Source organism: Ancylobacter terrae, assembly GCF_045108345.1.
GTDB lineage: Bacteria > Pseudomonadota > Alphaproteobacteria > Rhizobiales > Xanthobacteraceae > Ancylobacter.
The window spans coordinates 2,154,440-2,180,522 of the sequence record NZ_JBJGXH010000001.1; the positions used below are offsets into that span (position 1 = coordinate 2,154,440).

Genomic DNA, 26,083 nt, shown 5'->3' on the forward strand with positions numbered 1-26,083 from the left:
CGCTCACGGGGTGATCGAGACCGGGAGGTTCGGGAACGCCTGCCCGAGCCACTTCTCCTGCAGCTTGCCGAGTTCGCCGCTGGCCTTCTCTTCCGCCATGAACTTGTTGAGCAGGGCCAGCAGCTCGGTGTTGCCCTTGGCCACCGCCCAGGCGGGCGCGGAGGGGCCGGAGACCGCCTCGCCGATCGCGAACACCTCGGGCTTGTCCTTCACCAGCGACTGCGCGTTGATGATTGTGTTGACCACGTAGTCCACACGGCCGAGCGCGAGGTCTTGGTAGGCTTCCGGATAGGAGGTGTACTGGACGACCTTGCCCAGCTTGCCGCCGGTCTTGGCCAGCATGGCCTCCAGTTCGGGCAGGCGTTCGAGCAGGGCGCTGCCGGCCTGCACGCCGACCGTCTTGCCGCTCAGGTCCTTCACGCTCTTGATGCTCGTGTCGTCCTTGCGGATGATGTAATAATGCGTCGCGTCGGCGATCGGCGAGGTAAAGTCGAGCGACTTGACCCGCTCCTTGGTGATCATCGCCGCCGTGACCGCGACGTCATACTTGCCGGTGCTGACACCGGCGAGCAGGCCGGTCCACGGGATGATTTCCTGACGGATCTCGAACGGCACCGTCTTGCGCAGTTTGTCGAGCAGTTCGTGGTCGAAGCCGGTCGGCTTACCGTCGACGACATACTCGAACGGCTTGTAGTCGTCCTCGGTCGCCACGATCATGTAGCCGCGCGCCTTGATCTCCTCGAGCGTCGCCGCGTGCGCGGACACATGCCCGAACGACAGCCCGGCGGCCGCGACGGCGAGCGCGGCGAGAAGCGACCGGGTTCCGGAAAGCTTGAAGCTGTTCATCAGTGCCTCCTGCGCCGGGCCAGTTCAGGGAGCAAGGTCGGGCGGCGCGTCGGCAGACTGAAAAGCAACATTCATGCCTGACAGGAAAGTCGCGCGAGCTTGCCGCGACGCTCGCCTGCGGGTTGCGGCGCGCCAGAGCCCGCGCGCATGGCGTCCGGCGCCGGCCATCGCCGTCAGGGGGCCGGCGCCACGTTGAGGACGCTGCGTCAGTATTGCCGACGCCGATCCACCCGGTTCTTCAGAGGCCGGCCGGCCAGCAGCCGCTCGGCATTTTCGAACACCAGATCGAGAGTCTTCGGCGTGTAGAGATCGACGTCATCCGACGAGCAATGCGGCGTCATGATGAGGTTCGGCGTATTCCAGAGCGGTGAAGATTCAGGCAGCGGCTCGGGATCGAAGACATCGAGCACCGCGCTGAGCCGTCCGGACGACAATTCGGCCCGCAGCGCGTCATAGTCGACCAGATTGGCCCGGCTGTAGTTCACGAGGCCTGCACCGTCTTTCATCAGGCCGAGTTCGCGGGCGCCGATCATATGGGTGGTCGCATCGGTATGCGGCGCGCTCACCAGCACGAAATCGGCGCGGGGCAGCAGCTCGTGCAGTGCCGCCGGCGTGTGCATTTCGTCGACATGGGCGTGGCGGCGGCCCGAGCGGCGGATGCCGAGCACGGTGAGGCCGAACCGCTTCGCCCATTTCGCCGCCCCCGCGCCGACATGTCCGACGCCGATGATCAAAGCGGTCTTGCCCACGATCGAGGTTGAGAAGCGCTGCTCCCATGTCGCGCGGCGCTGACTGGCGACGCATTCCGGCACCCGGTTGTTGAGCATCAGCAGCGCCATGATGGTGTACTGGTCGGCCTTCTCGCCATGAATGCCGCGGCTGTTGGTCAGCACCGCGCCTTTCGGCAGCCAGTCCATCGGCAGCAGGTGGTTGATGCCGGCGCCGTGGGCATGCACCCAGCGCAGCTTCGGTGCCTCCCCGCGTGCGATCAGGGCGAGGTCGAACTCCCAGCCGAACAGGATGTCGGCCGAGGCCATCTGCGCGGCGAAATCGGCCCCGTCGGCGCCGATGGTGACGCGAATGCGGTCCGCCAGCCCCGGCCGCTTCGCCAGCGCGACGCGGACGCGCTCGGCGGACGCCTCAAAGACCGGGCCGAGTTCGGTCCGATTCTCGATATGAAGATGCAGTTTTTCGGGCATGACAGTGCTTTCGCGTGTGAATTGAGGGCGCAAAGCGACAGCCTAGCACCCGACCCGCGTCGAGGAGGCAATCGAAAACCCGGTCGGACGGGCGATGAAGACATTCTGGCCTGCCGGCGCTCAGGCTCCGCCTCAGTGCGCCAGGAGCAGCGGCAGGTCCGCGACCTCGAGCAATTCACGCGTCACACCGCCGAACAGCCATTCCATCCATTCCATGTGCCCATAGGCGCCGCCCACCAAGAGATCGGCATCGAGACGATCCGCCTCCCGGACAAGCTGGGTCGCCGTCGGCTCTCCCGTCGGCGGCAGCATGAGGAATTCGGGGGTGATCGTCGCAAGCGGCCACATCGACGCCGGATCAGGGGCCACATTGCTCTTGCCGGTAATGCTGATCGCGGAGATGCGGTCTGCCGCGCGAAGCCAGGGTTCAGCCGCGACGATGGCGCGGCGCATCGTATCGTCATCGATCAGTCCAACGGCGATGTGAGAAAAATGCGTGAGTGCTCTGGAGCGCCAGGTCGGTGGCGTCAGCAGCACAGGCTTTCCCGTCGAGAAGATCGCGGCGTGAAGCGCGTCCGATGCATCGATGTTGGCATCGTGCGGCACGACGACGAGAGCGACGTCCGCGGCGGCCTCGCGGACCACGCTGCCCGTTTCCGCGCCGGCGACGGAACGCCTGATGATCGGAACCGCCTTCGGATCCCGCTGCGTCATCCACAACTCGAAGGCCGCCTGCACCGCCCGGGCCCGCTCCGACGGCGTCCCCTCCCGCAACCCGCGCAATTGCTGGATGCTGACCTCCTCGCTGGAAACCACCCTATGGCCGGCACCGACCACGACGTCGAGCGCCTCGATCGAGGCGTCGGCGAGGGCGCCTGCCGCCAGTTGGGCGGCATCGAGCGCGGGGGGAACGCTGGCCGCGCTGGTCAGGACTGCCAGTATTCTCATGCTCACACACTCCCGGACAGGCTGGCGACAGTACCGGGCAGCATATAGCCCGGAGCGGCGGCGGCCACGCGTCGCGTCAGCGGCAGGTCAATGCTGGGGACGCCCACCCCGGCTCCTCCCTTCAGCAGCGCCGATGTCGTCAAACGGAAGAATTGAAGGTGGTGAAGCTCCCGCACGGATCGACCGGCATGAACCGGCGCCTCTCGAGCGACATCGACGTCCCGCTGAACCGGCTGCGCGACACGTTGCGACCGGATCATCCGCAAGCGGCCCGCGGCGTCGAACTATGACGTCGAGGGATCAGGCCGGCGGCTCTCCTCGCGGACGCAGTCGAGCCACGCGGCGGCGGCCCGCGGCGTCGAACTATGACGTCGAGGGATCAGGCCGGCGGCTCTCCTCGCGGACGCAGTCGAGCCACGCGGCGGCGGCCCGCGGCGTCGAACTATGACGTCGAGGGATCAGGCCGGCGGCTCTCCTCGCGGACGCAGTCGAGCCACGCGGCGGCGGCGTGTGAGACATAGGCCCCCCGGCGCCAGACCATCGCCATGTTCCAATCGAGGTATTCGCCCTCCAGCAGGACGGCCTTCAGCCCTGGATCGCTCTTGGCGGCGGCGATGAGGCGCGGCAGGAAGGCGACGCCGAGGCCCGCCCGCACCAGTTCGACCATGAAGTCGATCTGGGTGCTGCGCACCGCGATCTCCGGATCGAACCCGGCCTGCCGGCAGGCCTCCAGCACGATCCGCTGCAATGTGAAGCCGCTGTCGAACAGGATGAAGGGCGTTTCCCTCAGTTCCTCGATGGCCAGCGTGGCACGCGTGGCGAGCCGGTGCTGCGCGGGCAGCAGCGCGACCAGCGGCTCGCAGCGGACCAGTTGCCAGTCGAACTCGTCCGAGGTCGGCAGCAGGGCGCCGGCGAAGTCGATCTCGCCCGCGCGCAGCTTCTCCTCGAGCAGGTCGCTGCCATGCTCGGCGAGCCGCAGCTCGATGCCGGGATGGCGCCGCCGATAGGCCGCGACCAGCGGCGCGAACAGGGTGCTGCTGCCGACCGGCGGCAGGCCGAGCCGGAGCACGCCGCGGCGCAGGCCGCGGATCTCCGCGAGCTCCGCCAGCAGGTCGTCGCGATCGGCCAGCAGCCGGATGCCGCGCCGAAAGACCGCCTCGCCCGCGGCGGTGAGCACGGCGCGATGGCCGATGCGGTCGAGCAGCGGGATGCCGACCTCGTCCTCGAGCTGCTTCACCGCCTTGCTCACGGTCGGCTGGGTGGCGTTGAGGACACGGGCGGCCGGCGAGAAGCCGCCGCTGCGGACGACTTCGACGAAAGCGCGGAGCGGGCGGAATTCCATGTCCATTCCATATCCGACTGAAATGAATTCGATCAATTCATTTTCGTTATTTTGCTTCCGCGCGTAGGTTCCGCGCAACCAAGGAGTTGCCGCCATGTCCCTGCGCTTCCGCGCCGCCCGCATCCTCCGCCGTCATGCCCCGCTGCAGGCCGTGGTGGTGCTGGTCTTCTGGCTCGTCGGCGAAGGCCTGGTGCGGGTGCTCGGCCTCGCCGTTCCCGGCGCGGTGGTCGGGCTGGCGCTGCTGCTGGCACTGCTCGCCACGCGCCGGATCAGCGCGCCCGCGATCCGCCGGGGGGCGGACTGGTTTCTCGCCGACATGCTGCTGTTCTTCGTGCCGGCGGTTCTGGCGGTGCTCGACCATCGCGAGTTCCTCGGGCTGGTCGGGCTCAAGATCCTGTTCGTGATCGTGGCGAGCACGGCGGCGGTGATGCTGGTCACCGCGCTCGTCGTCGACCGCTGCCAGCGCTGGAGGGCGGCGCATGCTCGCGTTTCTGCAAGCCTCCGCTGAACCGGCGTTGCACGCGGCGCTGTGGTCGGCATTGACGATCGGCGTCTATCTCGGCGCCAAGCGCCTCCATCGCCGCTGGCCACGCCGGTGGCTGATGCCGCTGGCGGTGGCGCCGGCGGTGGTCGGGGCCGCCGTGCTGGCGCTCCATGTCAGCTATCGCGACTACATCGGCGGCACGCGCTGGCTGGTGCTGATGCTGGGGCCGGCGACGGTGGCCTTCGCCATCCCGATCTACCAGCAGCGGGCGCTGATCGCCCGCCACTGGCCGGTGCTTCTGGTCGGCATGGTGGCCGGCAGCCTCGTTTCCATCGGCACCAGCTGGCTGCTGGCCAAGTGGGTCGGACTCGACGAGGCGCTGCGCCTCAGCCTGCTGCCGCGCTCGGTGACGACCCCGTTCGCGATGGAGGTGTCGGGCGAGATCGGCGGCGTGCCGGACCTCACCGCGGTGTTCGTCGTCGTCACCGGCATCACCGGCGCGCTGCTCGGCGATCTCATCCTGGCGCGGGTGCCGATCGCCTCCGCTCTGGCGCGGGGGGCTTTGTTCGGGATCGGGGCGCATGGGGCGGGAACGGCCCGGGCGCAGCAGATCGGGGGGCGCGAGGGAGCGGTGGCGGGGCTCGTCATGGTGCTGGTCGGGTTGATGAATCTCGCGCTGGCGCCCCTCCTCGCTCTCGCCGTGCGGTGAAGGACGATCGGTGCGGTGAGGTGGACGATCGGTGCGGTCGGTGCGATCCCGCCACGCCGTTCCTCACTTCTCGTCGTCGCGCCCGACCGGCGGGGCGGAATGGGCGGCCCGGACGCTGTTGGCGATGACGCTGAGCATGCCCGCGGCGGCGTGGGCGACCTCGGGATCCTCGCTCTCCTCGCCCATGCGGCGCTTGGTCTCGATGACGTTCTCGATCACCTCCACCACCTCCTCGCGGGTAAGAACCCCCTGCTCGACCAGCGACAGGGCGAGGCTCTCGACCAGCATGAGCGCAGCCTGCGCCTTGGCTTCGACCTGCGTCGGCGGTGTCACGGGCTTCGACGATGCCATCCCCTGCCCTTCTCAGCTCTCGCCGCCGAACGCGAAGCTCCGGCGTTCGAACGTGTCCATCAGCGGCCGGGCGATGGCGCGCAGCTCGGCCTCGTCGCGGATGCTCACCGTCCTGCCGCGCAGCGACGCGATGCCCCGCTCGCGCAGGTGCCGCAAGGTGCGGTTGACGTGCACCGTCGACAGCCCGATGTGGTCGGCGATCTGTTCCTGCGTCATCGGCAACTCATAGCTGGCGGCTTGCGGCGGCAGCGTGCCGGACAGCACCAGCCGCGCGCGAAATTCGAGGAAGAACAGCGCGATGCGTTCCTCCGCGCTGCCCCGGCCGAGACCGACGATCCAGGTGTGCAGACGTCGCTCCTCCTCGACGATCTGCCATGTGCAGCGCAGCGCGATGTCGGGGTCGCGGTCATAGGCCTTCTTCAGCTCGCGGTGGTCGATCTGCTCGATGGTCGAATCGCAGAGCACCTGAACGGCGTCGGGATGCTCGGTGATGAACATGCTTTTGACGGCGAAGAGGTCGCCGGGCAGGAAGACGAGGATGTACTGGCTGCGGCCATCCTCCAGCGTCCGCACCCGCGCGGCCCAGCCGCTGCGCATGCGGTAGACGAAATCATGCGGCTCGTCGGCGTTGATCAGCACCGTGCCGCCCGCGACCCGGCGCACGTTCCGGGCCCCGAGCTGGCGGATCTTCTCGTCGCCGGACCTCAGGGCCGCCGACAGATCGGGACGGTGGAGTGCGAAAGCAGATGAATCAGCCATGTCGTATCGATATCGTTGCGTTGGGAGAAGCATCACGGACGGGACCTGGTTCCCGCCTCCGCCATATTCGCGTGCACAGCTCGCGTGAGAACCGGCCGAGGCAGCGGCGCGGCGGCGGCGGCGGCGGCGCCAACCGGCGACGGGTCCGGTCCGGCCGCAAACCCCGCCCCCGTTCAAGCGGTTGTCAGGCGATCGTGGCTTATGGAAAGGCGCTCCGGCGCCAAAGCCGCTACAAGCGGGAAGGCCCACGGGCACCCGCCGACAGGGAGTGAGCGACCATTCCATCCCGCGCCGAACATCACGTGGTCGTCGTCGGAGCCGGCTTCGGCGGCCTCGAGGCCATCCATAACCTCGCCGGCACGCCGACGCGCATCACCGTCGTCGACCGCCGCAACCATCACCTGTTCCAGCCCCTGCTCTACCAGGTGGCGACGGCCTCGCTGGCGACGTCCGAGATCGCCTGGCCCATCCGCCAGCTGCTGCGCAAGCGGCCGGACGTCACGACCCTGCTGGCCACGGTGGTCGGCGTCGACACCGCGGCCCGCGCCGTCGAGCTCGATGACGGCACGCGGCTGGCCTATGACACGCTGGTGATCGCCTCCGGTGCGCGTCATGCCTATTTCGGGCACGACGACTGGGAGGTGCATGCGCCCGGGCTCAAGCTGCTGGAGGATGCCACCACGATCCGGCGCCGCCTCCTGCTGGCCTTCGAGAAAGCCGAGCGGACGACGGACGAAACGGCGCGCGCCGCGCTGCTGACCTTCGTCATCATCGGCGCCGGACCGACCGGGGTCGAGCTCGCCGGCACGATCGCCGAGCTTGCCCGCGTCACCCTTCCCGACGAGTTCCGCAACATCGACACCCGCACCACCCGCGTCGTGCTGGTCGAAGGCGGCCCGCGCGTGCTGCCGAGCTTTGCGCCGGACCTGTCGGCCTATGCGCAGGCGGCGCTCGAGGGCCTCGGCGTCGAGGTCAAGCTCGGCCATCCCGTATCCGAATGCTCGGCCGAAGGCGTGGTGTTCGGGCCGGAGCGGCTCGCCGCCTCGACCATCATCTGGGCGGCCGGCGTGCAGGCCTCACCGGCCGCGGACTGGCTGGGGGCGGAGGCCGACCGTGCCGGACGGGTGAAGGTGGAGCCCGACCTGACCGTCGCCGGCCATCCCGAGATCTTCGTGATCGGCGATACCGCGGCGGTAATCGACGCCAACGGCAACCCGGTGCCCGGCATCGCGCCCGCCGCCAAGCAGCAGGGCCGCTACGTCGCGTCGGTCATCCGGGCGCGCCTGGCCGGCAAGCCGCCACCGCCGCCGTTCCGCTACCGGCACGACGGCAGCCTCGCCACCATCGGCAAGCGGCTCGCGGTGATCGATTTCGGCCGGTTCAAGCTGCGCGGCGCGCTCGCCTGGTGGATCTGGGGGCTTGCCCACATCTATTTCCTGATCGGCGTCCGCAATCGCCTGAGCGTCGCCATGAGCTGGCTCTGGATCCACGCGCGCGACCAGCGCGTCGCGCGGCTGATCACGCAGGGCAGCGCCAACCCCAAGAACGACTGAGGCCGGCGGGTGGCGCGCAGCCCGGAGGCGGGCGCCGCGGCTTCAGGCCAACAGCACGGCCTCTGCCGCCATCGCCCGGGCCAGAAGCGTGTCGTCGGCGCCGGAGGTCATGCAGAACAGGGTCGAGAGCGGCAGGCCCTCTTCCGTCCGCCCCGTGGGCAGGGCGACGCCCGGCATGTCGAGGAAGCTGGCGGTGAGGGTCAGCGCCAGGGTGGCGACATTCACCTCGGCGAAGCGCACGGGATCGGCCTCCAGCGGCGCCAGCAGCGGCGCGACATGCCGGACGGTCGGCAGCACCAGCGTGGCGCCGCCGAGTTCCGCGCGCAGGCGCGGCATTTCCTGCGCGCGGATCGCGGCGAGTTCCGCCGCGGCCTCCGCCGAGATGGCGGCGGCGCCGTCGAGCCGGCTGACCACGCGCGGGTCGACCAGGGCGCGGTCGGGGCCGTTCAGCATCTCCCGATGGAGTTGGCGCGCCTCATAGGCGCCGAGCCAGCCGAGGCGGAGGATGGCCTCGCGCACGCGGTGCCAGGCGCCGACGCGCCGGCGGCTCACCCGCGCGCGCCCCGCCAGGCGGGCCAGCACCGCCTCGATATGCGCGCGGACGGGGGCGGTGATCGCGGGATCGTCCAGAATGGCGTCGTCGACGACGAGATCGAGCTCCGCCGCCGGCAGCGGGCGGGGGAGCAGGCCGCGCATCGCCGCATCCATGGTCACGCAGTCAGCCACCGAGCCGGCGAGCGGGCCGAGGCTGTCGAAGCTCCGCGCGAGGGGAAACACGCCGTCCATGGGGTAGCGCCCCCGCGAGGCCTTGTAGCCGACGCAGCCGGTGAAGGCGGCGGGCACCCGCACCGAGCCGGCGGTGTCCGTGCCGATCGCCGCCGGGACGATGCCGCGCTGCACGGCGACGGCCGAGCCGGAGGACGAGCCGCCCGGCATGCGCGCCTCGCCCGGCAGGTCGGCGGTCGGCGTGCCGAAATGCGGGTTGGCGCCGAGGCCGGAAAAGGCGAATTCGCTGAGATTGGTCTTGCCCAGCGCAATGAAGCCGAGGCGGCGCGTCGCCGCGACGACGGGCGCGTCCGCCGTCGCCGGCTCGACCCCGTCGCGGGTCCGCGAGCCGGCGCTGGTGCGGGTGCCGGCGATGTCGAACAGGTCCTTCCAGGCGATCGGGATGCCGTCATAGGGGCTGAGGGGGCTCCCTTCCTGCCATCGCCGGCGCGCGGCTTGGGCCTCGTCGAGCGCGGCGTCCGCCATCAGCGTGATGAACACGGCCTCGGACGCCTGCGCCCGCGCCAGCGCGCGCTCGACGATGCGGACCGGGTCGGTACGGCCGGCGGCGAGATCGGCGGCGAGATCGTCGAGGCGTTCGGACATGATCGGCTCCGGCATGAGGGGACCTCACGCCCGGCGAGAGGCCGGCGTGAGGTCTCCCTGTGTGTGTCAGACGTGGCCGTATTTCGCCAGCGCGTCGGCCAGCGAGAGGCCGTTCGCCAGTTCGGCGCGGATGGCGACCTCGGTACGGGTGAGGCGCTCGGCCTCGACCAGCACGGTCTCGACCACGCGGGCGGGGATGACGATCACCCCATCCTCGTCGCCGAGCAGGAAATCGCCGGGCGAGACCTCGACGGTGCGGCTGGTGGCGCCGCGCATCACCACCGGCACTTGCCAGGCATTCACCTTCCAGCGCCCGATCGACTGGGTCGGCGTGCGGTAGCGGGCGAAGACCGGGAAGCCGTGCTCGCCGATCCAGCGTATGTCGCGGATGCCGCCGTCGATCACCGCGCCGACGCTGCCACGCTCCTTCATGCCGAGCGCGATCAGTTCGCCGAAGTAACAGACGCCCTCGCCGTCGCCGCTCCAGACGGTGACCTCGTCGGGGCCGACGCCGTGGCAGGCCTTCATCTTGTCGGCGTCGCCGCCGAGCGGATAGGGCGTCCGCTGGCCGCGGATGGTGTAGGCCCAGCCGGCGATGCGGTTGTTGTGCGCCGGATAGGGCGCGAAGTCGGCGGCGAGGCTCTGGTCCATGAAGCCGAGCGTATCCAGCACGTCGGCGACGTTCGAGGTGTCGACGGCGAGGTAGCGGCGGCGGATGTCAGCCTTCTCGTCCGCTGTGAAGGATCGGGCGCTGTCCGTTGCGTTCATTGGGTTTTCCCCCTGTCTCAGATGCTTTGCAGATAGCCGCCGTCGACGCGGATCACCGAGCCGGTGATGTAGGCGGCGCGGGCGCTGGCGAGGAAGGCGACGGCGTCGGCATATTCCTCCGGCTTGCCGTAGCGGCCCGCCGGGATGGCGGCCGTGCTCTCGGCGATCACCTCCTCGACCGGCCGCCCCTCGCGCTTGGCCTTCTGCTCGTCGAGGAAGCGGATGCGGGCGGTGGCGATGCGGCCGGGCAGGATGATGTTGGCGGTGACGCCGTCGGCGGCGACCTCGCGCGCCAGCGTCTTCGACCAGCCCACCAGCGAGGCCCGCAGCGCATTCGACACGCCGAGATTGGGGATCGGCGCGACCACGCCGGAGGAGGTGGAGGTGATGATCCGCCCCCATTTGCGCGCCCGCATGCCGGGCAGCACCCGGTCGGTGAGATGGATCACCGACAGCACCATGGCGCGGAAGTGCTTGTCCCACTCGGCCGGGGCGACGCCGTGGGCCGTGCTCGGCGGCGGCCCGCCGGTGTTGTTGACGAGGATGTCGACCGGCCCGAGCGCCGCCTCGATGGCCGCGACATGCCCCTCGCAGGCGTCGATGTCGGCGAGGTTCCACGTGAGCGGCAGCGCAACGCCACCCGCCGCATCGATGTCGGCCTGCGTGGCCGCCAGCGCCCCGGCGTCGATGTCGGCGAGGGCGAGCTTCGCCCCCTCCCCGGCCAGCGTCCGGGCGATGGCGCGGCCGAGCCCGCCGCCGGCGCCGAGGACCAGCGCCGTGCGTCCGTTCAGTTCGAGATCCATGGATGTGACCTTTACGATCCGACCCGCAGCGGCGCGTTCAGCTTGCGCAGGTAGGAAATGACCGAGAGCGCGGTGATGCGCCCCGTCTTGGGGTTGTCGGTGGGGATGTTGGCGATCGACATGGAGAAGCTCGCCGAATCCGCGTCCACCTCGATGGTGTGGGTGTTGCGGGTGAGCGCGGGGTCGGCCCAGATCTCCAGCCGCGTCCGGTCCGGCCCGATGCCGGCGAGCGCCAGCGCCACGGCCACGTTGAGATTGGCGGGAAATCCGACCGCCGCCTCGCGCGGGGTGCCGTCGAAGATGCGCAGCGGCTCGGTGATGTCGTCGATGGCGATGTCGTGCTCGACCAGATAGGGCGCGCCGACGAGGCCCTTCACCGGCTTGCGGGTGATCATCCGCACCGAGCGGATGTCGCCCTCCGCCGCCGCGGTGACGGCGTCGAGCCCAAGCAGGGCGCCGGTCGGCACGACGATCTGGCCGCCATGGGCACGGGCGAGATCGACCAGTTCCTGATGCGCGAGGATGGCGCCGGACGACAGCACGATCACCGTCTTGCCGGCCTTGAGGAACGGCCCGGCGATGGCCGGCAGCAGCGCCGCCGGGGCGCATTCGACCACGATATCGGCCAGCGGCTCCAGTTCGTCGACCGCCACCACCGGCACCGGGCGCCGCAGGTGGGCGAGCCGCTCGGCCGCGCGGGCGCGGTCATGGGCGGAGACCGCGGCCAGTTCGCAGCCGGGCACGCCCTTGTCGAGGGCATGGGCGACGCGCAGGCCGACGGCGCCGAGGCCGGCGATGGCGACGCGGAGCACGCCCCGGCTCGGGTCGGGCGTGGCCGGCGCGGGCGCCGGCTCGGTGTGGAGTGAACTCATGGCTGCTTACCTTGCTCGGACGGCTCGACCGGCGCGGGGAACAGCGTCGCGTAATGCTGCGCGCAGGCGCCCGCCGTGGTGAACCAGATGCGGTCCTTGTGGCGGGCCAGCGCCTCCATCACCCGGCGGAACTGCCGGATGCGGAAAGGCTGGCCGATGATGAAGGTGTGGATGGTGATGCCGTAGACGAGCGGCTGGCGTTCGGACTGCGCCAGCATCTCCTCGAGATTGTCGATGGCCATGTCGGCGAAGGCGGTGGCGGTGCCGTCGTGCAGCACCACCATCGGCACGTCGTTCACCTCGTGCGGATAGGGCATGGCGAGCAGCGGGCCGCCGGCGGTCTTCATCCAGACCGGCTGGTCGTCGATCGGCCAGTCCATGGTGTAGCCGTAGCCGGCCCCGGCCAGCAGGTCCTCGGTGCGGGCGCTGGGATGCGCGCCGGGGCTCATCCAGCCGGCGGGAGGGGTTCCCTCCTCGGCGCGGATGCGGGCCGTGACCTCGGCGATGAGCGCGCGCTCGGTCGCCTCGTCCATGCCGTTCTGGTGCTCGGAATTGGTGCGGCCATGGGCGACGATCTCGTCGCCGCGCCGGCGATGGGCGGCGACGAGTTCCGGGCAGTGATCGTAGCAGGCGCTGTTGAGCAGCACGGTCAGCGGCAGGCCGTACTCCTCGAACAGCTCGATCAGCCGCCAGCCGCCGACCCGGTTGCCGTATTCGCGCCAGCCCCAATTGTAGGAATTGGGATGGCTGAGCCCCGGCGAATAGGCGAGTCCCAGCCCGGAGCCATAGGAGAAGTGCTCCACGCAGAGCGCGACATAGACGGCGAGGCGCTTGCCGTCCGGCCAGGAGAAATCCGGGCGGGCGGTGACGGGCGAATAGGCGAAGCGATCATGGGACGGCAGCATGGCGGCACTCCGGGCGATCAGGGCCGATAGTCGGCGGGGGCGACGACGAGGCTGAGATCGACGCTGCCCACGTTCTCCGGCGTGACCAGCACGGCCGGCGTCACCACCTTGGCCTCGACCTTCCCCTTCGTGGCGGCGGCAACCGCCTGGTCGAGCGCTGCCTTGCCCTGCGCCACGATCTGCTGGATCGAGGTGCAGGCGAGGTCGCCGTCCTTCAGCATCTGCTGGGCGGTGGGCGAGAGGTTGGAGGCCGAGACCTTCACCGACTTCTTGCCCGCGCTCTTCAGCGCGGAGACCACGCCCGCCGCCATGTCGTCGGTGGCGCTGTAGACGCCGGCGAGATCGGGGAAGCGCTGGATCCAGTCGTCGGCGGTGGTCAGCGCGGCGTTGCGGTTGTCGGCAAGGCGCGATTCCGCGACCACCTTCACGCCGGGCGCCACCTTGGCGAGGGTGTCCTTGAAGCCCTGCGCGCGCAGGTCCGACCAGGCCTGGCCGCTCGGGCCGGCCATCATCGCCACCTCGCCCTTGCCGCCGATGGCCTTGGCGAGGCACTCGGCCTGGAGCTTGCCCATGTCGTAATGGTCGGCGCTGACCACGGCGGCGAGCTTGTCGGTGTTGGGCGGCGAGGAGATACCGACCACGGGGATGCCGGCCGCCACCGCGCGCTCGACGATGGCCTTCACCGCATCGCCATTGGTGGCGCCGACGACGATGGCGTCGACCTTGCGCTGGATCAGGTCCTGGATCTGCGAGATCTGCTGGCTCGAATTGGCGTCACCGCCGGCGTTGAGCGTGACCAGCTTGGCCTTGCCCTTGGCCGCGGTGTCGACGCCGTACAGCACCGAGATCCAGAAGGACGAGCCGAGATTGGGGACGGAGACGCCGATGACCGGCTCGGCGGCACGGGCGGGCGCGAGCGCCGTCGACAGGAGAAGGGCGGCGAGGGAGGCGGCACGGAACAGGTTCATGGGAGTGTCCCTTTTTGCTGGAAGGTTCTGCGGGTTCGGGAGAGCAGGAAGCGCAGGCCGGTATCCATCAGCCCCGAGGCGATGATCACGGCGCCGACGGCGATCTGGGCGAGGAAGGGCGAGACGCCGGAGAGGTTCAGCCCGGTCAGCACGACCTGGACGAAGGCCGCGCCGGCCAGCACCGCCCAGGCGTTGGCCCGGCCGCCCGCCAGCGCGGTGCCGCCGATCACCGCCGCGGCGATGGACTGGAGCTCCATGCCGGCGCCTTCGGTCGGCAGGCCGGCCCCGGCACGGGCCGCCATCAGCGCGCCGGCGAGCCCGGCGAAGGCGCCGCAGAGCTGATAGGCGCTTATCTCGATCCGCCACGGCGTGCCGCCGACCAGCGCCACCGCCTCCGGGTTCGAGCCGAGCATGAGGAGGCGGCGGCCGAGCACGAGGTGCCGCAGCACGAGATGCGCCAGCGCCACGCAGCCGAGCGCGGCCCAGGCGAGCGGGGGCAGGCCGAGCACGGCGTCGAAGGCGAGCGCGGCGGCATCGCCCGACGCGGCCAGCGGCACCGCCTGCCCGTCGCCGGTGACGAGGAGCGCGAGCCCCTTCACCGCCAGCAGCGTGCCGAGCGTGGCGACAATCGGCTGGAAGCCGGCGCGCCCGACCAGCCAGCCGTTCACCGTGCCGCAGGCGAGGCCCACCGGCACCGCGAGCAGCAGCGCCGGCAGCCCGAACAGGTTCGCCGCCATCGCCCCCAGCGTGCCTGACAGCGCGGCGACCGCGCCCACGGAGATGTCGAAGCCGCGCACGGCGATGGCGAACATCTGCCCGACCGCGAGCAGGGCGAGGATCCAGATCTGGCCGGCGATGCTCAGCGCGTTATCGAGCGTCAGGAACCCCGGGGTGGCGAGGCCGAACAAAGCGGCCGCGACCACGATGGCGCCGGGGGCGACGAGGAAGCGGGCGTCGCCGTCGCGCGAGTGCCTCATCGGCCGGTCCTCCCGACGAGGCGCTTCAGCGCGGCCCAGTCCTTCTGCAGGCCGACGGCGGCCAGCACCGCGAGGCCGAGCAGCACCAGCTGCCATGCCGCCGGCAGGTTGATGAGCACCACCGCGTTGTTCAGCATGGCGACGGTGAGCACGCCGAACACCACCTGCAGCACATGCCCGCGCCCGCCCGACAGCGGCAGCCCGCCGATGGCGCAGGCGGCGATGGTCTCGAACGGCAGGTTCGGCGCCAGCGCCGGCTGGCCGGAAGCGACGCGGCTGGTCAGGATGATCGCCCCGACGGCGCAGAAGGCCCCGGCGACCGCATAGCCGAGCAGCGTGACGCGGGCGACGTCGATGCCGGCGAGCCGCGCGGCGAGCTGGTTGGCGCCGACATGGTACCAGAGCCGGCCGATCCGCCCGCGCGCCAGCATCAGATGCAGCACGAGGCAGGCCAGCACGGCGGCGAGGATCGGCACGGGAATGCCGAGCACGCGGCCGCGCGCCGGCCACGAGAAGACCTCGGACGGCGGCGCGTCGAGCGGCAGGCCGCCGACCAGCCACGCGGCCGTGCCGGCGGCCATCATCAGCGTGCCGAGCGTCACGATCACCGGCGGCAGGCCCATGCGCCCGACCAGCCAGCCGTTCACCGCGCCGACGGCGACCACCGTCGTCCCGCCCGCCGCCAGGGCGGGGATCGGCCCGGTCGCGGGCAGCGCCATCACCGTCACCACGCTGGCGAGCGCCGCGGAGGCGCCGAAGGAGAACTCGATGCCGCCGAGGATGATGACGATCGCCTGCCCGCAGGAGACGATGCCGAGAATGGCAGCGACCCGCAGCACGTTCTCGATGTTGCCGTAGGTCGCGAAGCGCGGCACGAACAGGCAGCACGCCACGAACAGCGCGAGGCACACCAGCGCCACCGCCGGCGGGCGCGGCAGCCGCAGGGAGGCGAGCGGTCCGGCAAGACGCTTCGTCATCATGCCGCCACGCTCCCCGACAGCGCCGCCAGCAGCGCCCCGCGCGGCGCGCCCTGCGGCAGCTCGGCGGCAAGGGCGTGGTCGCGCACGATGAGGTAGCGGTGGGCGAGGACCATCAGCTCGTCGAGATCGCTGGTGGCGACGAGGACCGCGACGCCGGCGGCGGCCGCCTCGCGGATGGCGTCGTGGATGACGCCGCGGGCGGCGACATCGACGCCGCGGGTGGGCTCGAGCAGCACCATCGCCTTCAGCCCCGGCAGAGCGAGGCCGCGGGCGATCAGCAGCTTCTGCTGGTTGCCGCCGCTGAAGGTCGACGCCTCCGCCTCCGGCCGCAGCGGGTGCAGCTTGAGCCGGCGCAGCAGCGGGTCGGTCCGGGCCTCCTCGCCGGCGGTGCGCAGCCAGCCGAAGCGGGCGAACTCCCCGAGCGCGGAGACCGACACGTTGCGGCGGGCCGGGAGCGAGGCGAACAGCCCTTCGACATGGCGGTCGGCCGGGACATAGGCGATGCCGAGCGCCGCCGCGCGCCGGCGGTCGCCGGGCGCGAAGCGCTGGCCCGCGACCGCGAGTTCACCGACGCCGGCCTGCGCCCCGGCAAGCCAGGCGGCGAGGTGGAGCGCCCCGGAGCCGATCAGCCCGGCGAGCCCGACGACCTCGCCGGCATGGACGGTGACGTCCGTGCCGGCCCCGGCGCCGCCCCGGGCTTCGAAGCCGCGCCCGACCAGAACCGGCTCGGCGCGGGCGCTGAGCCGTTCGGGTGCCGCCTCGACGCCGGCGCCGAGCATGGCATGGGTGAGGTCCTCGCGGCTGTGGCGGCCGATGGGCGCGGCGTCGATCACGGTGCGGCCGTCCCGCAGCACCGTCACATCGTCGGCCAGCGCCTCGATCTCGTCGAAACGGTGGGAGATGAACAGGGCCGCCGTGCCGCCGGCGCAGAGCCGCCGCACCACCGCGAAGAGCCGCTCGGCCTCGTCGGCGTTGAGCGCGGCGGTAGGCTCGTCGAGCACCAGCACGCGGCATTCGAGGCTGAGCGCGCGGGCGACCTCGACCAGCTGCCGCTCGCCGAGCGAGAGCGCGCCGAGCGGCAGGGCCAGATCGACATCGAGCCCCACCTCGCCGAGCCAGGCGCGCGCCCGGGCCGGATCGACGAGGCGCCGTCCCGCCAGCAGGCCGCCACCGCCGGCAAGGGCGAAGGCCGAGAGATTCTCGTGCACGCTCAGTTCCGGGAACAGGCTGAGATGCTGGTGGATCGGCACGATGCCGGCGCGGATCGCCTGCGTGACCGAGCCGAAGGACGCGGACACCCCGGCCAGCGCGACATGGCCGGCATCGGGCGTCACCGCCCCGACGAGGATCTTCACCAGCGTCGACTTGCCCGCGCCGTTCTCGCCGAGCAGCGCATGCACGCGCCCGCGCCGCAGCGTCAACCTCGCATCGCGCAGCGCGCAGGTCGCGCCATAGGTCTTGGCAATGCCGGAGGCGACGAGGGCCTCGTCGGGGACGTGCATGAAGGATCCTCGCCCGGGCGGGGAGGCCCGGCATGGCTGGAATGGCGGCGGTCGCGTGGAGATCGGATGGCGCTACGATGCCGGACGAAAGGGGGTGTCACAAACGATTTGTTCGGCGCGCATGCATGATCTACGCTCATGCATCGTGGAGGCACTGAATGAGAAAGAGGCGACTGCCGCCGCTGAATGCGCTGCGAGGGTTCGAGGCGGCCGCGCGCCACCTCTCCTTCACGCTGGCGGCGGGAGAGCTGCATCTCACCCAGGGCGCCGTCAGCCGGCAGGTGAAGGAGCTCGAGACCGAGCTGGGCCAGGAGCTGTTCGTCCGCCACACCCGCCGGATCGAGCTCACCCCCGAGGGCGAGCAGTTCTTCCGCGTGGTCGAGGGGGTGTTCGACGAGCTCGAACGGGCGGCCCAGCGGCTGGTCCGCCGGCGCAGCGACCCGGCCATCACCATCAGCGCGCTGCCGACCATCGCCACGGTCTGGCTGATGCCGCGGCTGCATCTGCTGGTGGCCCGCCACCCGGAGATCGAGGCGCGCATCGTCTCCTCGATCGAGGCGGCGGACCTGCTCGCCCATGACGCGGACATCGCCATCCGGGTCGGTCGCCTGCCGGGTCGCCGCTACGAGCGGACGCAGCCGCGCATCGAGCTGCCGATGGTCACCCGCTGGGACGGCGTGCACGCCGACGAACTGTTCGCCGACCGGCTCGTCCCGGTCTGCGCACCGGCGCTGCTGGGGAGCGAACTGCGCGAGGCCGCCGACCTGCTCGCCTATCCGCTGATCCACACCACGACGCGGCGCTATGCGTGGCCGGACTGGCTGCGCGCCAACGGCGTGCGGTACGATACGGAAGGCGATCCGCACCTGCAGTTCGGCCATTTCTTCATGGCGCTGGATGCGGCGCGGCAGGGGCGCGGCATCGCGCTGATCCCCGACATATTGCTGACGCAGGACGAGGCCGCGCGCGGCCTGTGCGTGCCCTATGCGAGCGAGATCGCGAGCGCGGGCGAGTATTACCTCCTCATCCACGAATCCCGGATGGACGATCCGCGGGTGCAGGCCTTCCGGTCGTGGCTGCTCGACGAGGCGGTGGCTCTCCGACGGAACGGCACCCCCCTCGCCGCGTCGTGACGCGGAGCGGCGGACGGCTCAGCCGACCCGCCGGCCGGAACGATCGTCCCGCAGCCGCAGATAGTCGGCGAGATCGTCGACCGTGACCAGCGCCAGCCGGTCGCGCCCGCGCTCGACCAGAACGGCCGCCTGATCCTCGTCCAGGATGCTGCGGGCGACGCGGAAGAAGCATTCCTCCGGGCCGCAGCGCCGGAGCGGCCGGCGCGCACCCGCCCCCGTGTCGACCAGCGCGAGCGCGACGTCGCGGACGGACAGGATCCGCTCGGGCGTGCCGCAGGGGCGTACGAGCAGCACCGCCGGCAGCCCGGCGAAGGTCATCAGCCGGGCGAGCGAGTCGATCGGCTCGTCGCAGGCGACCTCGACGACCGGCGAGCCGACCGACTGCAGGATCTCTCCGATGGTGAGGGCGGCATCCGCAGCGGGCATCGGCATCGTCCGGTGGCGTGAGCGATGAAGGAGGCGGCGCCGGACCGCGCCGGCACCGCGTTCCGCGCGTCGGGGGGTCAGCAGATGCGGGGCAGCTGGTCGCCGACCAGCATGTCGACGATGCGCTCGCCGCCGAAGCGCGTCTCCATCACCACCCGCCCCGGCCGGCGGTCGGTGATCTCGCCGATGATCACCGCATCGCGGCCGAGCGGATGCGCGCGCAGAGCCGCCAGCGCCGCGTCCGCCTCGGCGGGCGGGACGACGGCGACCAGCTTGCCCTCGTTGGCGAGATAGAGCGGGTCGAGGCCCAGTATCTCGCAGAAACCGCGCACATCCGGGCGCACCGGCGTGTCGAGTTCGCGCACCCGCACGCCGACGGCGCTCGCCTCCGCCAGTTCGTTGAGCACGGAGGCGACGCCACCGCGCGTGGCATCGCGCAGGCTGCGCACGCCGGGCGCGGCGGCGACGAGCGCCTCGACCAGCCCGTCGAGCGGCGCGCAGTCGCTCTCGACGGTCGTCTCCAGCGCGAGGTCGCCGCGCGCGTTCAGGATCGCCGCGCCATGGTCGCCGAGCATGCCGTTGACGAGGACGACGTCGCCGGGCCGGGCGCGGCCGATGCCGATGTCGCGGCCGGCGCGGACCACGCCGATGCCGGTGGTGGTGACGAAGAGCTTGTCGCAGGCGCCGCGGGCGACGACCTTGGTGTCGCCGGTGACGATGGCGACGCCGGCCGCGCGCGCGGTCGCCGCCATCGAGGCCGCGACCCGGCGCAGCACGTCGACCGGCAATCCCTCTTCGATGATCACCGCGCAGGATAGCGCCACCGGCCGCGCCCCGCCCACGGCGAGGTCGTTGATGGTGCCGCAGACGGCCAGCTTGCCGATGTCGCCGCCGGGGAAGAACAGCGGGTCGACCACGAAACCGTCGGTGGTGAAGGCGAGCCGGTCGCCGGACCGCGCCAGCGTCGCGAGGTCGAACCGCGCCTGATCCTCGAGCGGTCCGCCGCCCTCGGTGAAGGCGGCGACGAACACCTCCTCGATGAGATCGCGCATGGCGCTGCCGCCGCCCCCGTGGGCGAGCGTGACCATGGCCGGCAGGGTACGCCGCAGCCGGCGCGGCGGGGCAACGTGGGATGTCATGCCGCGCCCTCCAGGCTGGGCTGGCGCATGCCACCATACTGGTAATAGGCGGCGCAGGAGCCCTCCGACGACACCATCAGCGCCCCGAGCGGCACTTCCGGCGTGCAGGCGGTGCCGAACATCGGGCAGGCCCAGGGCTTGATCTTGCCGGTGAGCACCTCGCCGCAGCGGCAGGCATCGGGATCGGGCACGCTGGCCTCGCGGACGGCGAAGCGGCGCTCGGCGTCGAACGAGGCATAGGCCTCGCGCAGCCTCACGCCGGAGCGCTCGATCGAGCCGAGGCCGCGCCATTCGAAGGCCGGGCGCTCCTCATAGACGCGCGCCACCGCCGCCATCGCCTGCGGGTTGCCGGTATCGGGCACCACGCGGGCGTACTGGTTCTCGATGCGCGCGCGGCCCTCGTCAAGCTGGCGCAGCACCAGCAGCAGTGATTGCAGCAGGTCGAGCGGCTCGAAGCCGGCGACCACCAACGGCTTGCCGAACTCCTCGGCGATGAAGCGATAGGGCTCGGTGCCGATGACCATGGAGACGTGGCCCGGCCCGATGAACCCGTCAATGCCCAGATCCGGCGTCTCCAGCAGCGCCCGCAGCGTCGGGATGATGGTGATGTGGTTGCAGAACAGCGAGAAGTTGGCCACCCCCTCGCGCGCGGCGCGCAGCACGGTGAGCGCGGTGGAGGGCATGGTGGTCTCGAAGCCGAGCCCGAAGAACACCACCTCCCGATCCGGGTTGCGCCGCGCCAGTTCGAGCGCGTCGAGCGGCGAATAGACCGAGCGCACATCCGCCCCTTCGGCCTTGGCGGTGAGCAGGCTCTTGCGCGAGCCGGGCACGCGCATGGCATCCCCGAAGGTGGCGAAGATCACCTCCGGATGCTCGGCGATGGCGACGCAGTCGTCGACACGCCCCATCGGCAGCACGCAGACCGGGCAGCCCGGCCCGTGCACGAACTCGATCATGTCGGGCAGCAGCCCCTCCAGCCCGTAGCGGAAGATCGCATGGGTGTGGCCGCCGCAGACCTCCATGACCGCGAAGGGGCGATCGCGGCCACGCTCCATCCGCGCGGCCAGCGTCTCGATCTCGCGGATCAGCGCGCGGGCCAGGGCGGGGTCGCGGAACTCGTCGACGTAGCGCATCACAGGGCCCTCCCGGCCAATCCCGCCGCGGCCGGCGGGGCTTCCATCTCGACGCTGCCGAGGCGGATCGCCTCCATCTCGGCCTCGGCCTCGCCGATCTCGGCGAGCACCTTCAGCGTCGCGGCGGCCTCCTCCTCGTCGATGACGCTCATGGCGAAGCCGACATGGACGATCACCCAGGCGTCGAGCAGGTCGGAGAGCGGGCGATCGGGCGCGGCGACGCAGACCACGTCGACGGTGCGGCGCACGCCGCCGACATCGACCGTGGCCAGCATGGCCGGCTCGTCGACGATGGCGACGATGCGGCCGGGAATGCCAAGGCACATATCGGTTCTCCCTAGTGGCTCTGCCCGAAGGGGGCGTCTCGGGCGATGCCGTAGCGTTCGAGCTTGGCCCGCAGCCCGACGCGGGACAGGCCCAGTTCCTCGGCCGCGCGGCTCTTGTTCCAGCGGCAGCGCACCAGCGTTTCCATCAGGATCACGGCCTCCAGCCGCTCGACCCGGTCGCGCAGCGGTCCGGCCTCGCGGATATTGGCGTCGAGCGCGACGACCTTGGCCGACGCGGCGGCGCCCTGCACCACATGCGGGGACAAGAGGTCGGCGCCCAGCAGCTCGCCGGGCGCGAGCACCAGCATGCGCGTCACCTCGTTCTGGAGTTCGCGCACATTGCCCGGCCAGCCATAGGCCTCGATGCAGGCGAGCGCCTCCTCGGTGAAGCCCTTCACGCGCTTGCCGTGGGTGGCGCAGAGCTGGTCGAGCAGCAGCAACGCCAGCACCCGCAGATCGCCGCGCCGCTCGCGCAGGGGCGGCAGGGTGAGCGTCAGCCCGGCGAGGCGGTAGTAGAGATCCTCGCGGAAGCGCCCGGCCGACGCTTCGGCGGCGAGCGCGCGATGGGTGGCGGCGATCACCCTCACATCCACCCGCTTCACCTCGTTCGAACCCACCGGGCGGATTTCACCTTCCTGCAGGAAGCGCAACAGCTTGACCTGGAAGGCGGGGGAGACGTCGCCGATCTCGTCGAGCAGGACGGTGCCGCCGTCGGCCTGGTCGAGCAGCCCGATGCGGTTGGTGTGGGCGCCGGTGAAGGAGCCCTTCTTGTGGCCGAACAGTTCGGATTCGAGCAGTTCGTCCGGGATCGCCCCGCAATTCACGGCGAAGAAGGGGCGATCCGAGCGCAGGCTCGCGTAGTGGATCGCGCGCGAGAGCAGTTCCTTGCCGGTACCGGTCTCGCCGAGGATGAGCACGGGGACATCGAAGGCCGCGACCTGGGCGGCGCGCCGGCACACCTCGTTCAGCGGGCTGCCCGGGGTGCGCAGCAGCGCGTCGAAATGGAAATTGCTCGCCACCCTCTCCTGCTGCTCGACGACACGCGCCTGCGCCGCCGGCGCCACCAGCTTGAGTTCCAGCGAGAGGCGTTCGTAATCGCGCTGGAGCTGGTACAGCCGTGCCGCGCCCTGCGCCGCCAGCGTCAGCTGATCGGGGTGCCAGGGCTTGGTGATGAACTGGTGGATGCCGGCTTCGTTGATGGCGCCGATCATGTCGGCCGGGTCGGTGTAGCCGGTGACGATGATGCGCACGACATCGGGCCAGCGCGTGCGGACCTCGGTGAGCAGATCGACGCCGGAGCGCTCCGGCATCCGCTGGTCGCAGAAGATCGCCTGGATCCACTCGTTCTCGAGGATGCGCAAGGCTTCGGCGGCGGTCAGCGCGGTGAACACCTCGAAGTCCTCGGCGAGCACGCGCGCCATCACCTCGACCGAGCGGGGCTCGTCGTCCACCACCAATATGCCGGCCTGCGACGTGCTCACGGCACCAGTTCCGCGCTGGCGCGCAGGGCGCGGGCCCGGCGCTCGGTTTCCTGCGCCAGCGCGTCGATCTGCCGGCGCCGCTCCTCGCCGAGCCAGCCCAGCCAGGCGGCGAGGCCGGGCAGGCCGCGCGCCGAGCTGTGCAGGATGGACGCGGCCGGGTTGATGCGCGCGATGTTTCGCTCGATCGCCGCCACATCCACGTCGAGATGGGGCAGAAGGTCGACCTTGGTCAGCACGACGAGGTCGGCGGTCTCGAAGATGTTGGGGTATTTGAGCGGCTTGTCCTCGCCCTCGGTCACCGAGATGAGGGTGACGCGGCGGGTCTCGCCGAGATCGAAGGCGGCGGGACAGACGAGGTTGCCGACATTCTCGATGAACAGCAGCCCGCCCGGCGGCAGCGGCAGTTGCTCCAGCGCGTGGCCGACCATGTGCGCGTCGAGATGGCAGCCCTTGCCGGTGTTGATCTGCACCGCCGGCGTGCCGGTGGCGCGGATGCGATCGGCGTCGTTCTGGGTCTGCTGGTCGCCCTCGATCACCGCCGCGGGCACGCGGGCGCCGAGCGCCTTCAGCGTCTCGACCAGCAGCGTGGTCTTGCCGGCACCGGGCGCGGCAAGCAGGTTCACGGCGAAGATGCCGCCGGCGGCGAGGCGCTGGCGGTTGCGGGCGGCATAGGCATCGTTCTTGGCGAGGATGCGGTCTTCGAGCTCCAGCAGCCGCTGCTCGCCATGGGAGTGGTCGTGGGCGCGCCCGTGGGAGTGGTCGTGGCCGTGGTCGTGGTCATGCGCGCCCGCGGCATCGGCGTGATCGTGATGATGATGGGCGCCGTGATGGTGCCCGCCATGGGCGTGATGGTGGGCGTGATCGTGCGCGTGATCCGGCTTGTCGGCCGGGCGGGCGCCGCCCTGGGCGTCCGAGATCGCGACTTGGTCGGGGCCGCAGCCACAGGTCACGCACATCACACCACCTCCAGGTCCTTGATCCGCATATCGGTTCCGCCGTTGGGCCGCAGCCGCTCGCCGCCGCAGCGGGGGCAGGCGTCGAGACGGCTTGCCAGCGGCACCGTCTCCGAACAGCCGAAGCACCAGGCCGTGCCGGGCTCGTCGATCACCACCAGCTCCGCGCCCTCCGCAAGCGAGTCGCGCATGACGACGTCGAAGCCGAAGCGCAGCGCCTCGACCTCGACCCCGGCGAAGCTGCCGACGGCGAGACGCACCCGCGTCACGCGGGTGAAGCCGTGGTCGCGGGCGGCATCCCGCAGCGACGCGAGCAGGCTCTCGCACAAGGCCATCTCATGCATGGCAGACGCCCTCCCGCGCCTCGAACCGCAGCCGCACGGGCACACAGGGATTGACGCCCGCCAGCGCGATGCGGGCCAGCATCGGCGTCTGCGCGCCCAGCGGCAAGGCGGCGAGCATGCGCGCCAGCAGCCCGCCGGGCGCGAGGTTCCACGCGCTCGGCGGGACGATGCGGTAATCGAACACCCTCCCCTCGCGCAGGCAGGCCCGGTGCGCCAGCAGGCCGCGCGCCGCGCGGGCGAGGCCGATGCCGGGTGGAAGGCCGGGCGGCAGCGGCGGCGGCGGGTCGCCGTCGTCGAGGCCGGCGACCAGCTCGAGCAGGCGCGCCAGCAGCCGCACGAACAGGCTCGTCCCCTCGCCCGCGCGGAGCGCGCCGATCAGCGGCGCCTGCCGCCAGCGGTCGAGGGCGGTGGTTTCGCGCGCGGCCCCCGGCGCACCCGTCTCCAGCGTCGCGACGATGTCGTCCGCATCCGGTTGATCGAGGTCGACGCGCCCCCATTCCGGCCGCACCTGCTGCCGGATCCGCCGCAGGAGGCGCGCGACCGGGCTGGCGCCGCGCACCAGCCACGCCTCCAGCGTGGCCGGCGTCGCGCCGGCGAGATCGAGGTCGGCGCCGAGCAGGTGGTGGCGCAGCGCCGCACGATCCGGCGCTGCGAGCAGGCGCAGCCCGTCCCGGTCCAGCGCGCCGCCGACCAGGGCGGGCCATTCCGCCAGCACCGCCCGCGCATGGTCGCGCCGGCATTCCTCCCGCGCGGCGGCCTCACGCCGGGCGGCGTCCACGGCGCTGGCCGGCAGGCCGAGGGCCGCGTGCGCCGCACCGGCGTGGGCGGCGGCGCAGAGATTGAAGATACGCGGCAGCATCTGTGCCGCCTCCCCCGCCGTGCGCCCGACGAGGTGACGCTCCACATCCGGCCCGGCGACCGGCGCGAAATGCCAGCGCGGCGCCGGTCCGCGCGCCGCGAGGGTGATGTCGAGCGCGCCGAGGCTCATGCGCCCGCGCTCCCTGTCGTCGCCGGCAGGCCGCCGAAGATGAGGGCGCGCCGGCTCGGCTCCATCCGCCGGGTGCCGCCGACGGCAGGGGCCGGCCCCTGCGGCGGGGCGTCCGGCTCCGCCTCGTCGTCACGGATCGCCGCATCGAACAGCGCGGCAATGGCCGCGCGCGCCGTCTCCTCCGCCTGCAGCATGGAGGAGAAATCGAACATGGGGGAGAACAGCGAGCAGGCCTTGTAGGGGCCGGTCTCCGGGCGGTTGGCGGCGATGAACTCGTATTCCCCTGACGGGAAATCCAAGAGTTCGCGTCCGCCCGGCACCAGCCCGCTCCAGTCCTCGTCCGGCCCCGGCACCAGCACGATGTTCATGAACCACGGCGTCAGCACGATGCCGATCACCCGTCCCTGCCAGGGCCGAAAGCCGATCGAGCGCACCTCCAGCGTCTCGTTGACGAGCGGGACGCCGCGCATCTGGCCGACATGGATCTCGCGGAACGTCGCCTCGAAGCGCGCCGCCGCCGCGGCCGCAAGGGCGGGCAGCGGATCGACGCGCACCGGCGCCGGCGCGGCGGCGATCGCGGGCGGCAGGGCGGGCGAGGTCTCGCCGATGACCATGAACTGGTCGCGGGCGCCGTCGCAGCGCGGGCAGCGCCAGTGATCGGGCAGTGCCGTGAACGGCGTTCCCGGCGGCACCTGCCAGTAGTCGCATCCCTCCGTCGGATCGTAGACGTGCCAGCAGATCTTGCATTCCAGCAGGGCGGCCGGGTGCAGCCGGGTCTCGTCGCCCAGGAAGGAACCCTCGAAGCGTGGAAAGGACATGGCCG

At 71.4% G+C, this 26,083-nt stretch carries 28 protein-coding genes; 4 read left to right on the forward strand and 24 right to left on the reverse strand.

Translation table 11 applies throughout. The annotated features are described in order from the left end of the window. Nucleotides 1–3: 3 nt before the first annotated feature. The 4 genes from ACEUEL_RS10350 to ACEUEL_RS10365 form a co-directional block, all read right to left on the reverse strand. Nucleotides 4–846, reverse strand: a complete 843-nt coding sequence (locus ACEUEL_RS10350) for a transporter substrate-binding domain-containing protein (RefSeq protein ID WP_405704497.1) — start codon at nucleotides 844–846, stop codon at nucleotides 4–6. Nucleotides 847–1,052: 206 nt separating this feature from the next. Beyond that, a complete protein-coding gene (locus ACEUEL_RS10355) occupies nucleotides 1,053–2,045 on the reverse strand; it encodes a D-2-hydroxyacid dehydrogenase (RefSeq protein ID WP_405704499.1) in 993 nt (330 codons plus the stop codon). A gap of 132 nt (nucleotides 2,046–2,177) precedes the next feature. After that, nucleotides 2,178–2,993, reverse strand: coding sequence for an adenine nucleotide alpha hydrolase family protein (locus ACEUEL_RS10360; RefSeq protein WP_405704501.1), 816 nt, complete (start codon nucleotides 2,991–2,993; stop codon nucleotides 2,178–2,180). A gap of 442 nt (nucleotides 2,994–3,435) precedes the next feature. Further along, a complete protein-coding gene (locus ACEUEL_RS10365; RefSeq protein WP_405706713.1) occupies nucleotides 3,436–4,335 on the reverse strand; it encodes a LysR family transcriptional regulator in 900 nt (299 codons plus the stop codon). A gap of 94 nt (nucleotides 4,336–4,429) precedes the next feature. Here ACEUEL_RS10365 and ACEUEL_RS10370 point away from each other — a divergent pair, with 94 nt between their 5' ends. Then, nucleotides 4,430–4,843, forward strand: coding sequence for a CidA/LrgA family protein (locus ACEUEL_RS10370; RefSeq protein WP_405704503.1), 414 nt, complete (start codon nucleotides 4,430–4,432; stop codon nucleotides 4,841–4,843). Then, complete coding sequence (locus ACEUEL_RS10375) at nucleotides 4,815–5,528, forward strand: LrgB family protein (protein WP_405704504.1); 714 nt, start codon at nucleotides 4,815–4,817, stop codon at nucleotides 5,526–5,528. Before ACEUEL_RS10370 ends, ACEUEL_RS10375 begins: the two co-directional genes overlap by 29 nt. 63 nt (nucleotides 5,529–5,591) lie before the next feature. Here ACEUEL_RS10375 and ACEUEL_RS10380 read toward each other — a convergent pair whose 3' ends face one another. Next, nucleotides 5,592–5,879, reverse strand: coding sequence for a hypothetical protein (locus ACEUEL_RS10380; protein WP_405704506.1), 288 nt, complete (start codon nucleotides 5,877–5,879; stop codon nucleotides 5,592–5,594). Nucleotides 5,880–5,891: 12 nt separating this feature from the next. Next, entirely contained in the window at nucleotides 5,892–6,638 is a 747-nt protein-coding gene (locus ACEUEL_RS10385; RefSeq protein ID WP_405704508.1) for a Crp/Fnr family transcriptional regulator, read from the reverse strand. A 302-nt stretch (nucleotides 6,639–6,940) separates the two neighbouring features. Between ACEUEL_RS10385 and ACEUEL_RS10390 the strand changes: the two genes are divergently transcribed. Further along, nucleotides 6,941–8,191: an NAD(P)/FAD-dependent oxidoreductase gene (locus ACEUEL_RS10390; protein WP_405704510.1), complete on the forward strand. Its 1,251-nt coding sequence runs from the start codon at nucleotides 6,941–6,943 to the stop codon at nucleotides 8,189–8,191. A gap of 42 nt (nucleotides 8,192–8,233) precedes the next feature. Here the strand turns inward: ACEUEL_RS10390 and ACEUEL_RS10395 are convergent, their stop codons facing one another. The 9 genes from ACEUEL_RS10395 to ACEUEL_RS10435 all read right to left on the reverse strand — a co-directional run bounded on the left by ACEUEL_RS10395 (nucleotide 8,234) and on the right by ACEUEL_RS10435 (nucleotide 17,337). Continuing rightward, on the reverse strand, nucleotides 8,234–9,562 hold the full coding sequence (locus tag ACEUEL_RS10395) for an amidase family protein (protein WP_405704511.1): 1,329 nt from the start codon (nucleotides 9,560–9,562) through the stop codon (nucleotides 8,234–8,236). 66 nt (nucleotides 9,563–9,628) lie between these two features. Continuing rightward, nucleotides 9,629–10,330, reverse strand: coding sequence for an RraA family protein (locus ACEUEL_RS10400; RefSeq protein ID WP_405704513.1), 702 nt, complete (start codon nucleotides 10,328–10,330; stop codon nucleotides 9,629–9,631). Nucleotides 10,331–10,347: 17 nt separating this feature from the next. Beyond that, nucleotides 10,348–11,133 carry an SDR family oxidoreductase gene (locus tag ACEUEL_RS10405; protein WP_405704514.1) on the reverse strand — a complete coding sequence of 262 codons (786 nt, stop codon included), beginning with the start codon at nucleotides 11,131–11,133 and terminating at the stop codon, nucleotides 10,348–10,350. A gap of 11 nt (nucleotides 11,134–11,144) precedes the next feature. Then, the gene (locus tag ACEUEL_RS10410; RefSeq protein WP_405704515.1) at nucleotides 11,145–12,005 is read right to left on the reverse strand and encodes an aspartate dehydrogenase; all 861 of its coding nucleotides are present in this window, start codon (nucleotides 12,003–12,005) and stop codon (nucleotides 11,145–11,147) included. Beyond that, a complete protein-coding gene (locus ACEUEL_RS10415; RefSeq protein WP_405704517.1) occupies nucleotides 12,002–12,910 on the reverse strand; it encodes a polysaccharide deacetylase family protein in 909 nt (302 codons plus the stop codon). Before ACEUEL_RS10415 ends, ACEUEL_RS10410 begins: the two co-directional genes overlap by 4 nt. 17 nt (nucleotides 12,911–12,927) lie before the next feature. After that, a complete protein-coding gene (locus ACEUEL_RS10420; protein WP_405704518.1) occupies nucleotides 12,928–13,878 on the reverse strand; it encodes a substrate-binding domain-containing protein in 951 nt (316 codons plus the stop codon). After that, complete coding sequence (locus tag ACEUEL_RS10425) at nucleotides 13,875–14,855, reverse strand: ABC transporter permease (RefSeq protein WP_405704520.1); 981 nt, start codon at nucleotides 14,853–14,855, stop codon at nucleotides 13,875–13,877. Before ACEUEL_RS10425 ends, ACEUEL_RS10420 begins: the two co-directional genes overlap by 4 nt. Further along, nucleotides 14,852–15,835 (reverse strand): ABC transporter permease, encoded by a 984-nt coding sequence (locus tag ACEUEL_RS10430; protein ID WP_405704522.1) that lies wholly within the window; start codon nucleotides 15,833–15,835, stop codon nucleotides 14,852–14,854. Before ACEUEL_RS10430 ends, ACEUEL_RS10425 begins: the two co-directional genes overlap by 4 nt. Next, nucleotides 15,832–17,337, reverse strand: coding sequence for a sugar ABC transporter ATP-binding protein (locus tag ACEUEL_RS10435; protein WP_405704523.1), 1,506 nt, complete (start codon nucleotides 17,335–17,337; stop codon nucleotides 15,832–15,834). Before ACEUEL_RS10435 ends, ACEUEL_RS10430 begins: the two co-directional genes overlap by 4 nt. Nucleotides 17,338–17,495: 158 nt before the next feature. Here ACEUEL_RS10435 and ACEUEL_RS10440 point away from each other — a divergent pair, with 158 nt between their 5' ends. Continuing rightward, nucleotides 17,496–18,470, forward strand: coding sequence for a LysR substrate-binding domain-containing protein (locus ACEUEL_RS10440; RefSeq protein ID WP_405704525.1), 975 nt, complete (start codon nucleotides 17,496–17,498; stop codon nucleotides 18,468–18,470). Nucleotides 18,471–18,488: 18 nt separating this feature from the next. Here the strand turns inward: ACEUEL_RS10440 and ACEUEL_RS10445 are convergent, their stop codons facing one another. The 9 genes from ACEUEL_RS10445 to ACEUEL_RS10485 all read right to left on the reverse strand — a co-directional run bounded on the left by ACEUEL_RS10445 (nucleotide 18,489) and on the right by ACEUEL_RS10485 (nucleotide 26,078). After that, the gene (locus ACEUEL_RS10445; protein ID WP_405704526.1) at nucleotides 18,489–18,896 is read right to left on the reverse strand and encodes a hypothetical protein; all 408 of its coding nucleotides are present in this window, start codon (nucleotides 18,894–18,896) and stop codon (nucleotides 18,489–18,491) included. A gap of 77 nt (nucleotides 18,897–18,973) precedes the next feature. Then, complete coding sequence (gene hypE, locus ACEUEL_RS10450; protein WP_405704528.1) at nucleotides 18,974–20,035, reverse strand: hydrogenase expression/formation protein HypE; 1,062 nt, start codon at nucleotides 20,033–20,035, stop codon at nucleotides 18,974–18,976. Continuing rightward, nucleotides 20,032–21,168 carry a hydrogenase formation protein HypD gene (gene hypD / locus ACEUEL_RS10455; protein ID WP_405704530.1) on the reverse strand — a complete coding sequence of 379 codons (1,137 nt, stop codon included), beginning with the start codon at nucleotides 21,166–21,168 and terminating at the stop codon, nucleotides 20,032–20,034. The genes hypE and hypD overlap by 4 nt, the downstream gene beginning before the upstream one ends. Then, the gene (locus ACEUEL_RS10460) at nucleotides 21,168–21,494 is read right to left on the reverse strand and encodes a HypC/HybG/HupF family hydrogenase formation chaperone (RefSeq protein WP_405704531.1); all 327 of its coding nucleotides are present in this window, start codon (nucleotides 21,492–21,494) and stop codon (nucleotides 21,168–21,170) included. Before ACEUEL_RS10460 ends, hypD begins: the two co-directional genes overlap by 1 nt. 11 nt (nucleotides 21,495–21,505) lie before the next feature. After that, nucleotides 21,506–22,975: a sigma-54-dependent transcriptional regulator gene (locus ACEUEL_RS10465; RefSeq protein ID WP_405704532.1), complete on the reverse strand. Its 1,470-nt coding sequence runs from the start codon at nucleotides 22,973–22,975 to the stop codon at nucleotides 21,506–21,508. After that, nucleotides 22,972–23,931 carry a hydrogenase nickel incorporation protein HypB gene (hypB, locus tag ACEUEL_RS10470; protein ID WP_405704534.1) on the reverse strand — a complete coding sequence of 320 codons (960 nt, stop codon included), beginning with the start codon at nucleotides 23,929–23,931 and terminating at the stop codon, nucleotides 22,972–22,974. Before hypB ends, ACEUEL_RS10465 begins: the two co-directional genes overlap by 4 nt. Then, entirely contained in the window at nucleotides 23,931–24,272 is a 342-nt protein-coding gene (gene hypA, locus ACEUEL_RS10475; RefSeq protein ID WP_405704536.1) for a hydrogenase maturation nickel metallochaperone HypA, read from the reverse strand. The genes hypB and hypA overlap by 1 nt, the downstream gene beginning before the upstream one ends. Beyond that, a complete protein-coding gene (locus ACEUEL_RS10480) occupies nucleotides 24,265–25,260 on the reverse strand; it encodes a hypothetical protein (protein WP_405704537.1) in 996 nt (331 codons plus the stop codon). Before ACEUEL_RS10480 ends, hypA begins: the two co-directional genes overlap by 8 nt. Continuing rightward, a complete protein-coding gene (locus ACEUEL_RS10485; RefSeq protein ID WP_405704538.1) occupies nucleotides 25,257–26,078 on the reverse strand; it encodes a [NiFe]-hydrogenase assembly chaperone HybE in 822 nt (273 codons plus the stop codon). The genes ACEUEL_RS10480 and ACEUEL_RS10485 overlap by 4 nt, the downstream gene beginning before the upstream one ends. Nucleotides 26,079–26,083 lie beyond the last annotated feature (5 nt).

Bases quoted from the DNA above. Each gene is read 5' to 3' on its own strand.
- ACEUEL_RS10405 (WP_405704514.1), bottom strand. From the start codon at position 11,133: ATGGATCTCGAACTGAACGGACGCACGGCGCTGGTCCTCGGCGCCGGC.
- ACEUEL_RS10410 (WP_405704515.1), bottom strand. From the start codon at position 12,005: ATGAGTTCACTCCACACCGAGCCGGCGCCCGCGCCGGCCACGCCCGAC.
- ACEUEL_RS10420 (WP_405704518.1), bottom strand. From the start codon at position 13,878: ATGAACCTGTTCCGTGCCGCCTCCCTCGCCGCCCTTCTCCTGTCGACG.
- ACEUEL_RS10360 (WP_405704501.1), bottom strand. From the start codon at position 2,993: ATGAGAATACTGGCAGTCCTGACCAGCGCGGCCAGCGTTCCCCCCGCG.
- ACEUEL_RS10375 (WP_405704504.1), top strand. From the start codon at position 4,815: ATGCTCGCGTTTCTGCAAGCCTCCGCTGAACCGGCGTTGCACGCGGCG.
- ACEUEL_RS10445 (WP_405704526.1), bottom strand. From the start codon at position 18,896: ATGCCCGCTGCGGATGCCGCCCTCACCATCGGAGAGATCCTGCAGTCG.
- ACEUEL_RS10425 (WP_405704520.1), bottom strand. From the start codon at position 14,855: ATGAGGCACTCGCGCGACGGCGACGCCCGCTTCCTCGTCGCCCCCGGC.
- ACEUEL_RS10365 (WP_405706713.1), bottom strand. From the start codon at position 4,335: ATGGAATTCCGCCCGCTCCGCGCTTTCGTCGAAGTCGTCCGCAGCGGC.
- ACEUEL_RS10440 (WP_405704525.1), top strand. From the start codon at position 17,496: ATGAGAAAGAGGCGACTGCCGCCGCTGAATGCGCTGCGAGGGTTCGAG.
- ACEUEL_RS10355 (WP_405704499.1), bottom strand. From the start codon at position 2,045: ATGCCCGAAAAACTGCATCTTCATATCGAGAATCGGACCGAACTCGGC.
- hypA (WP_405704536.1), bottom strand. From the start codon at position 24,272: ATGCATGAGATGGCCTTGTGCGAGAGCCTGCTCGCGTCGCTGCGGGAT.
- ACEUEL_RS10380 (WP_405704506.1), bottom strand. From the start codon at position 5,879: ATGGCATCGTCGAAGCCCGTGACACCGCCGACGCAGGTCGAAGCCAAG.
- ACEUEL_RS10350 (WP_405704497.1), bottom strand. From the start codon at position 846: ATGAACAGCTTCAAGCTTTCCGGAACCCGGTCGCTTCTCGCCGCGCTC.
- ACEUEL_RS10485 (WP_405704538.1), bottom strand. From the start codon at position 26,078: ATGTCCTTTCCACGCTTCGAGGGTTCCTTCCTGGGCGACGAGACCCGG.
- ACEUEL_RS10435 (WP_405704523.1), bottom strand. From the start codon at position 17,337: ATGCACGTCCCCGACGAGGCCCTCGTCGCCTCCGGCATTGCCAAGACC.
- ACEUEL_RS10395 (WP_405704511.1), bottom strand. From the start codon at position 9,562: ATGTCCGAACGCCTCGACGATCTCGCCGCCGATCTCGCCGCCGGCCGT.
- ACEUEL_RS10400 (WP_405704513.1), bottom strand. From the start codon at position 10,330: ATGAACGCAACGGACAGCGCCCGATCCTTCACAGCGGACGAGAAGGCT.
- ACEUEL_RS10370 (WP_405704503.1), top strand. From the start codon at position 4,430: ATGTCCCTGCGCTTCCGCGCCGCCCGCATCCTCCGCCGTCATGCCCCG.
- ACEUEL_RS10460 (WP_405704531.1), bottom strand. From the start codon at position 21,494: ATGTGCCTTGGCATTCCCGGCCGCATCGTCGCCATCGTCGACGAGCCG.
- ACEUEL_RS10385 (WP_405704508.1), bottom strand. From the start codon at position 6,638: ATGGCTGATTCATCTGCTTTCGCACTCCACCGTCCCGATCTGTCGGCG.
- ACEUEL_RS10480 (WP_405704537.1), bottom strand. From the start codon at position 25,260: ATGAGCCTCGGCGCGCTCGACATCACCCTCGCGGCGCGCGGACCGGCG.
- ACEUEL_RS10415 (WP_405704517.1), bottom strand. From the start codon at position 12,910: ATGCTGCCGTCCCATGATCGCTTCGCCTATTCGCCCGTCACCGCCCGC.
- hypD (WP_405704530.1), bottom strand. From the start codon at position 21,168: ATGCGCTACGTCGACGAGTTCCGCGACCCCGCCCTGGCCCGCGCGCTG.
- hypE (WP_405704528.1), bottom strand. From the start codon at position 20,035: ATGACATCCCACGTTGCCCCGCCGCGCCGGCTGCGGCGTACCCTGCCG.
- ACEUEL_RS10430 (WP_405704522.1), bottom strand. From the start codon at position 15,835: ATGATGACGAAGCGTCTTGCCGGACCGCTCGCCTCCCTGCGGCTGCCG.
- hypB (WP_405704534.1), bottom strand. From the start codon at position 23,931: ATGTGCGTGACCTGTGGCTGCGGCCCCGACCAAGTCGCGATCTCGGAC.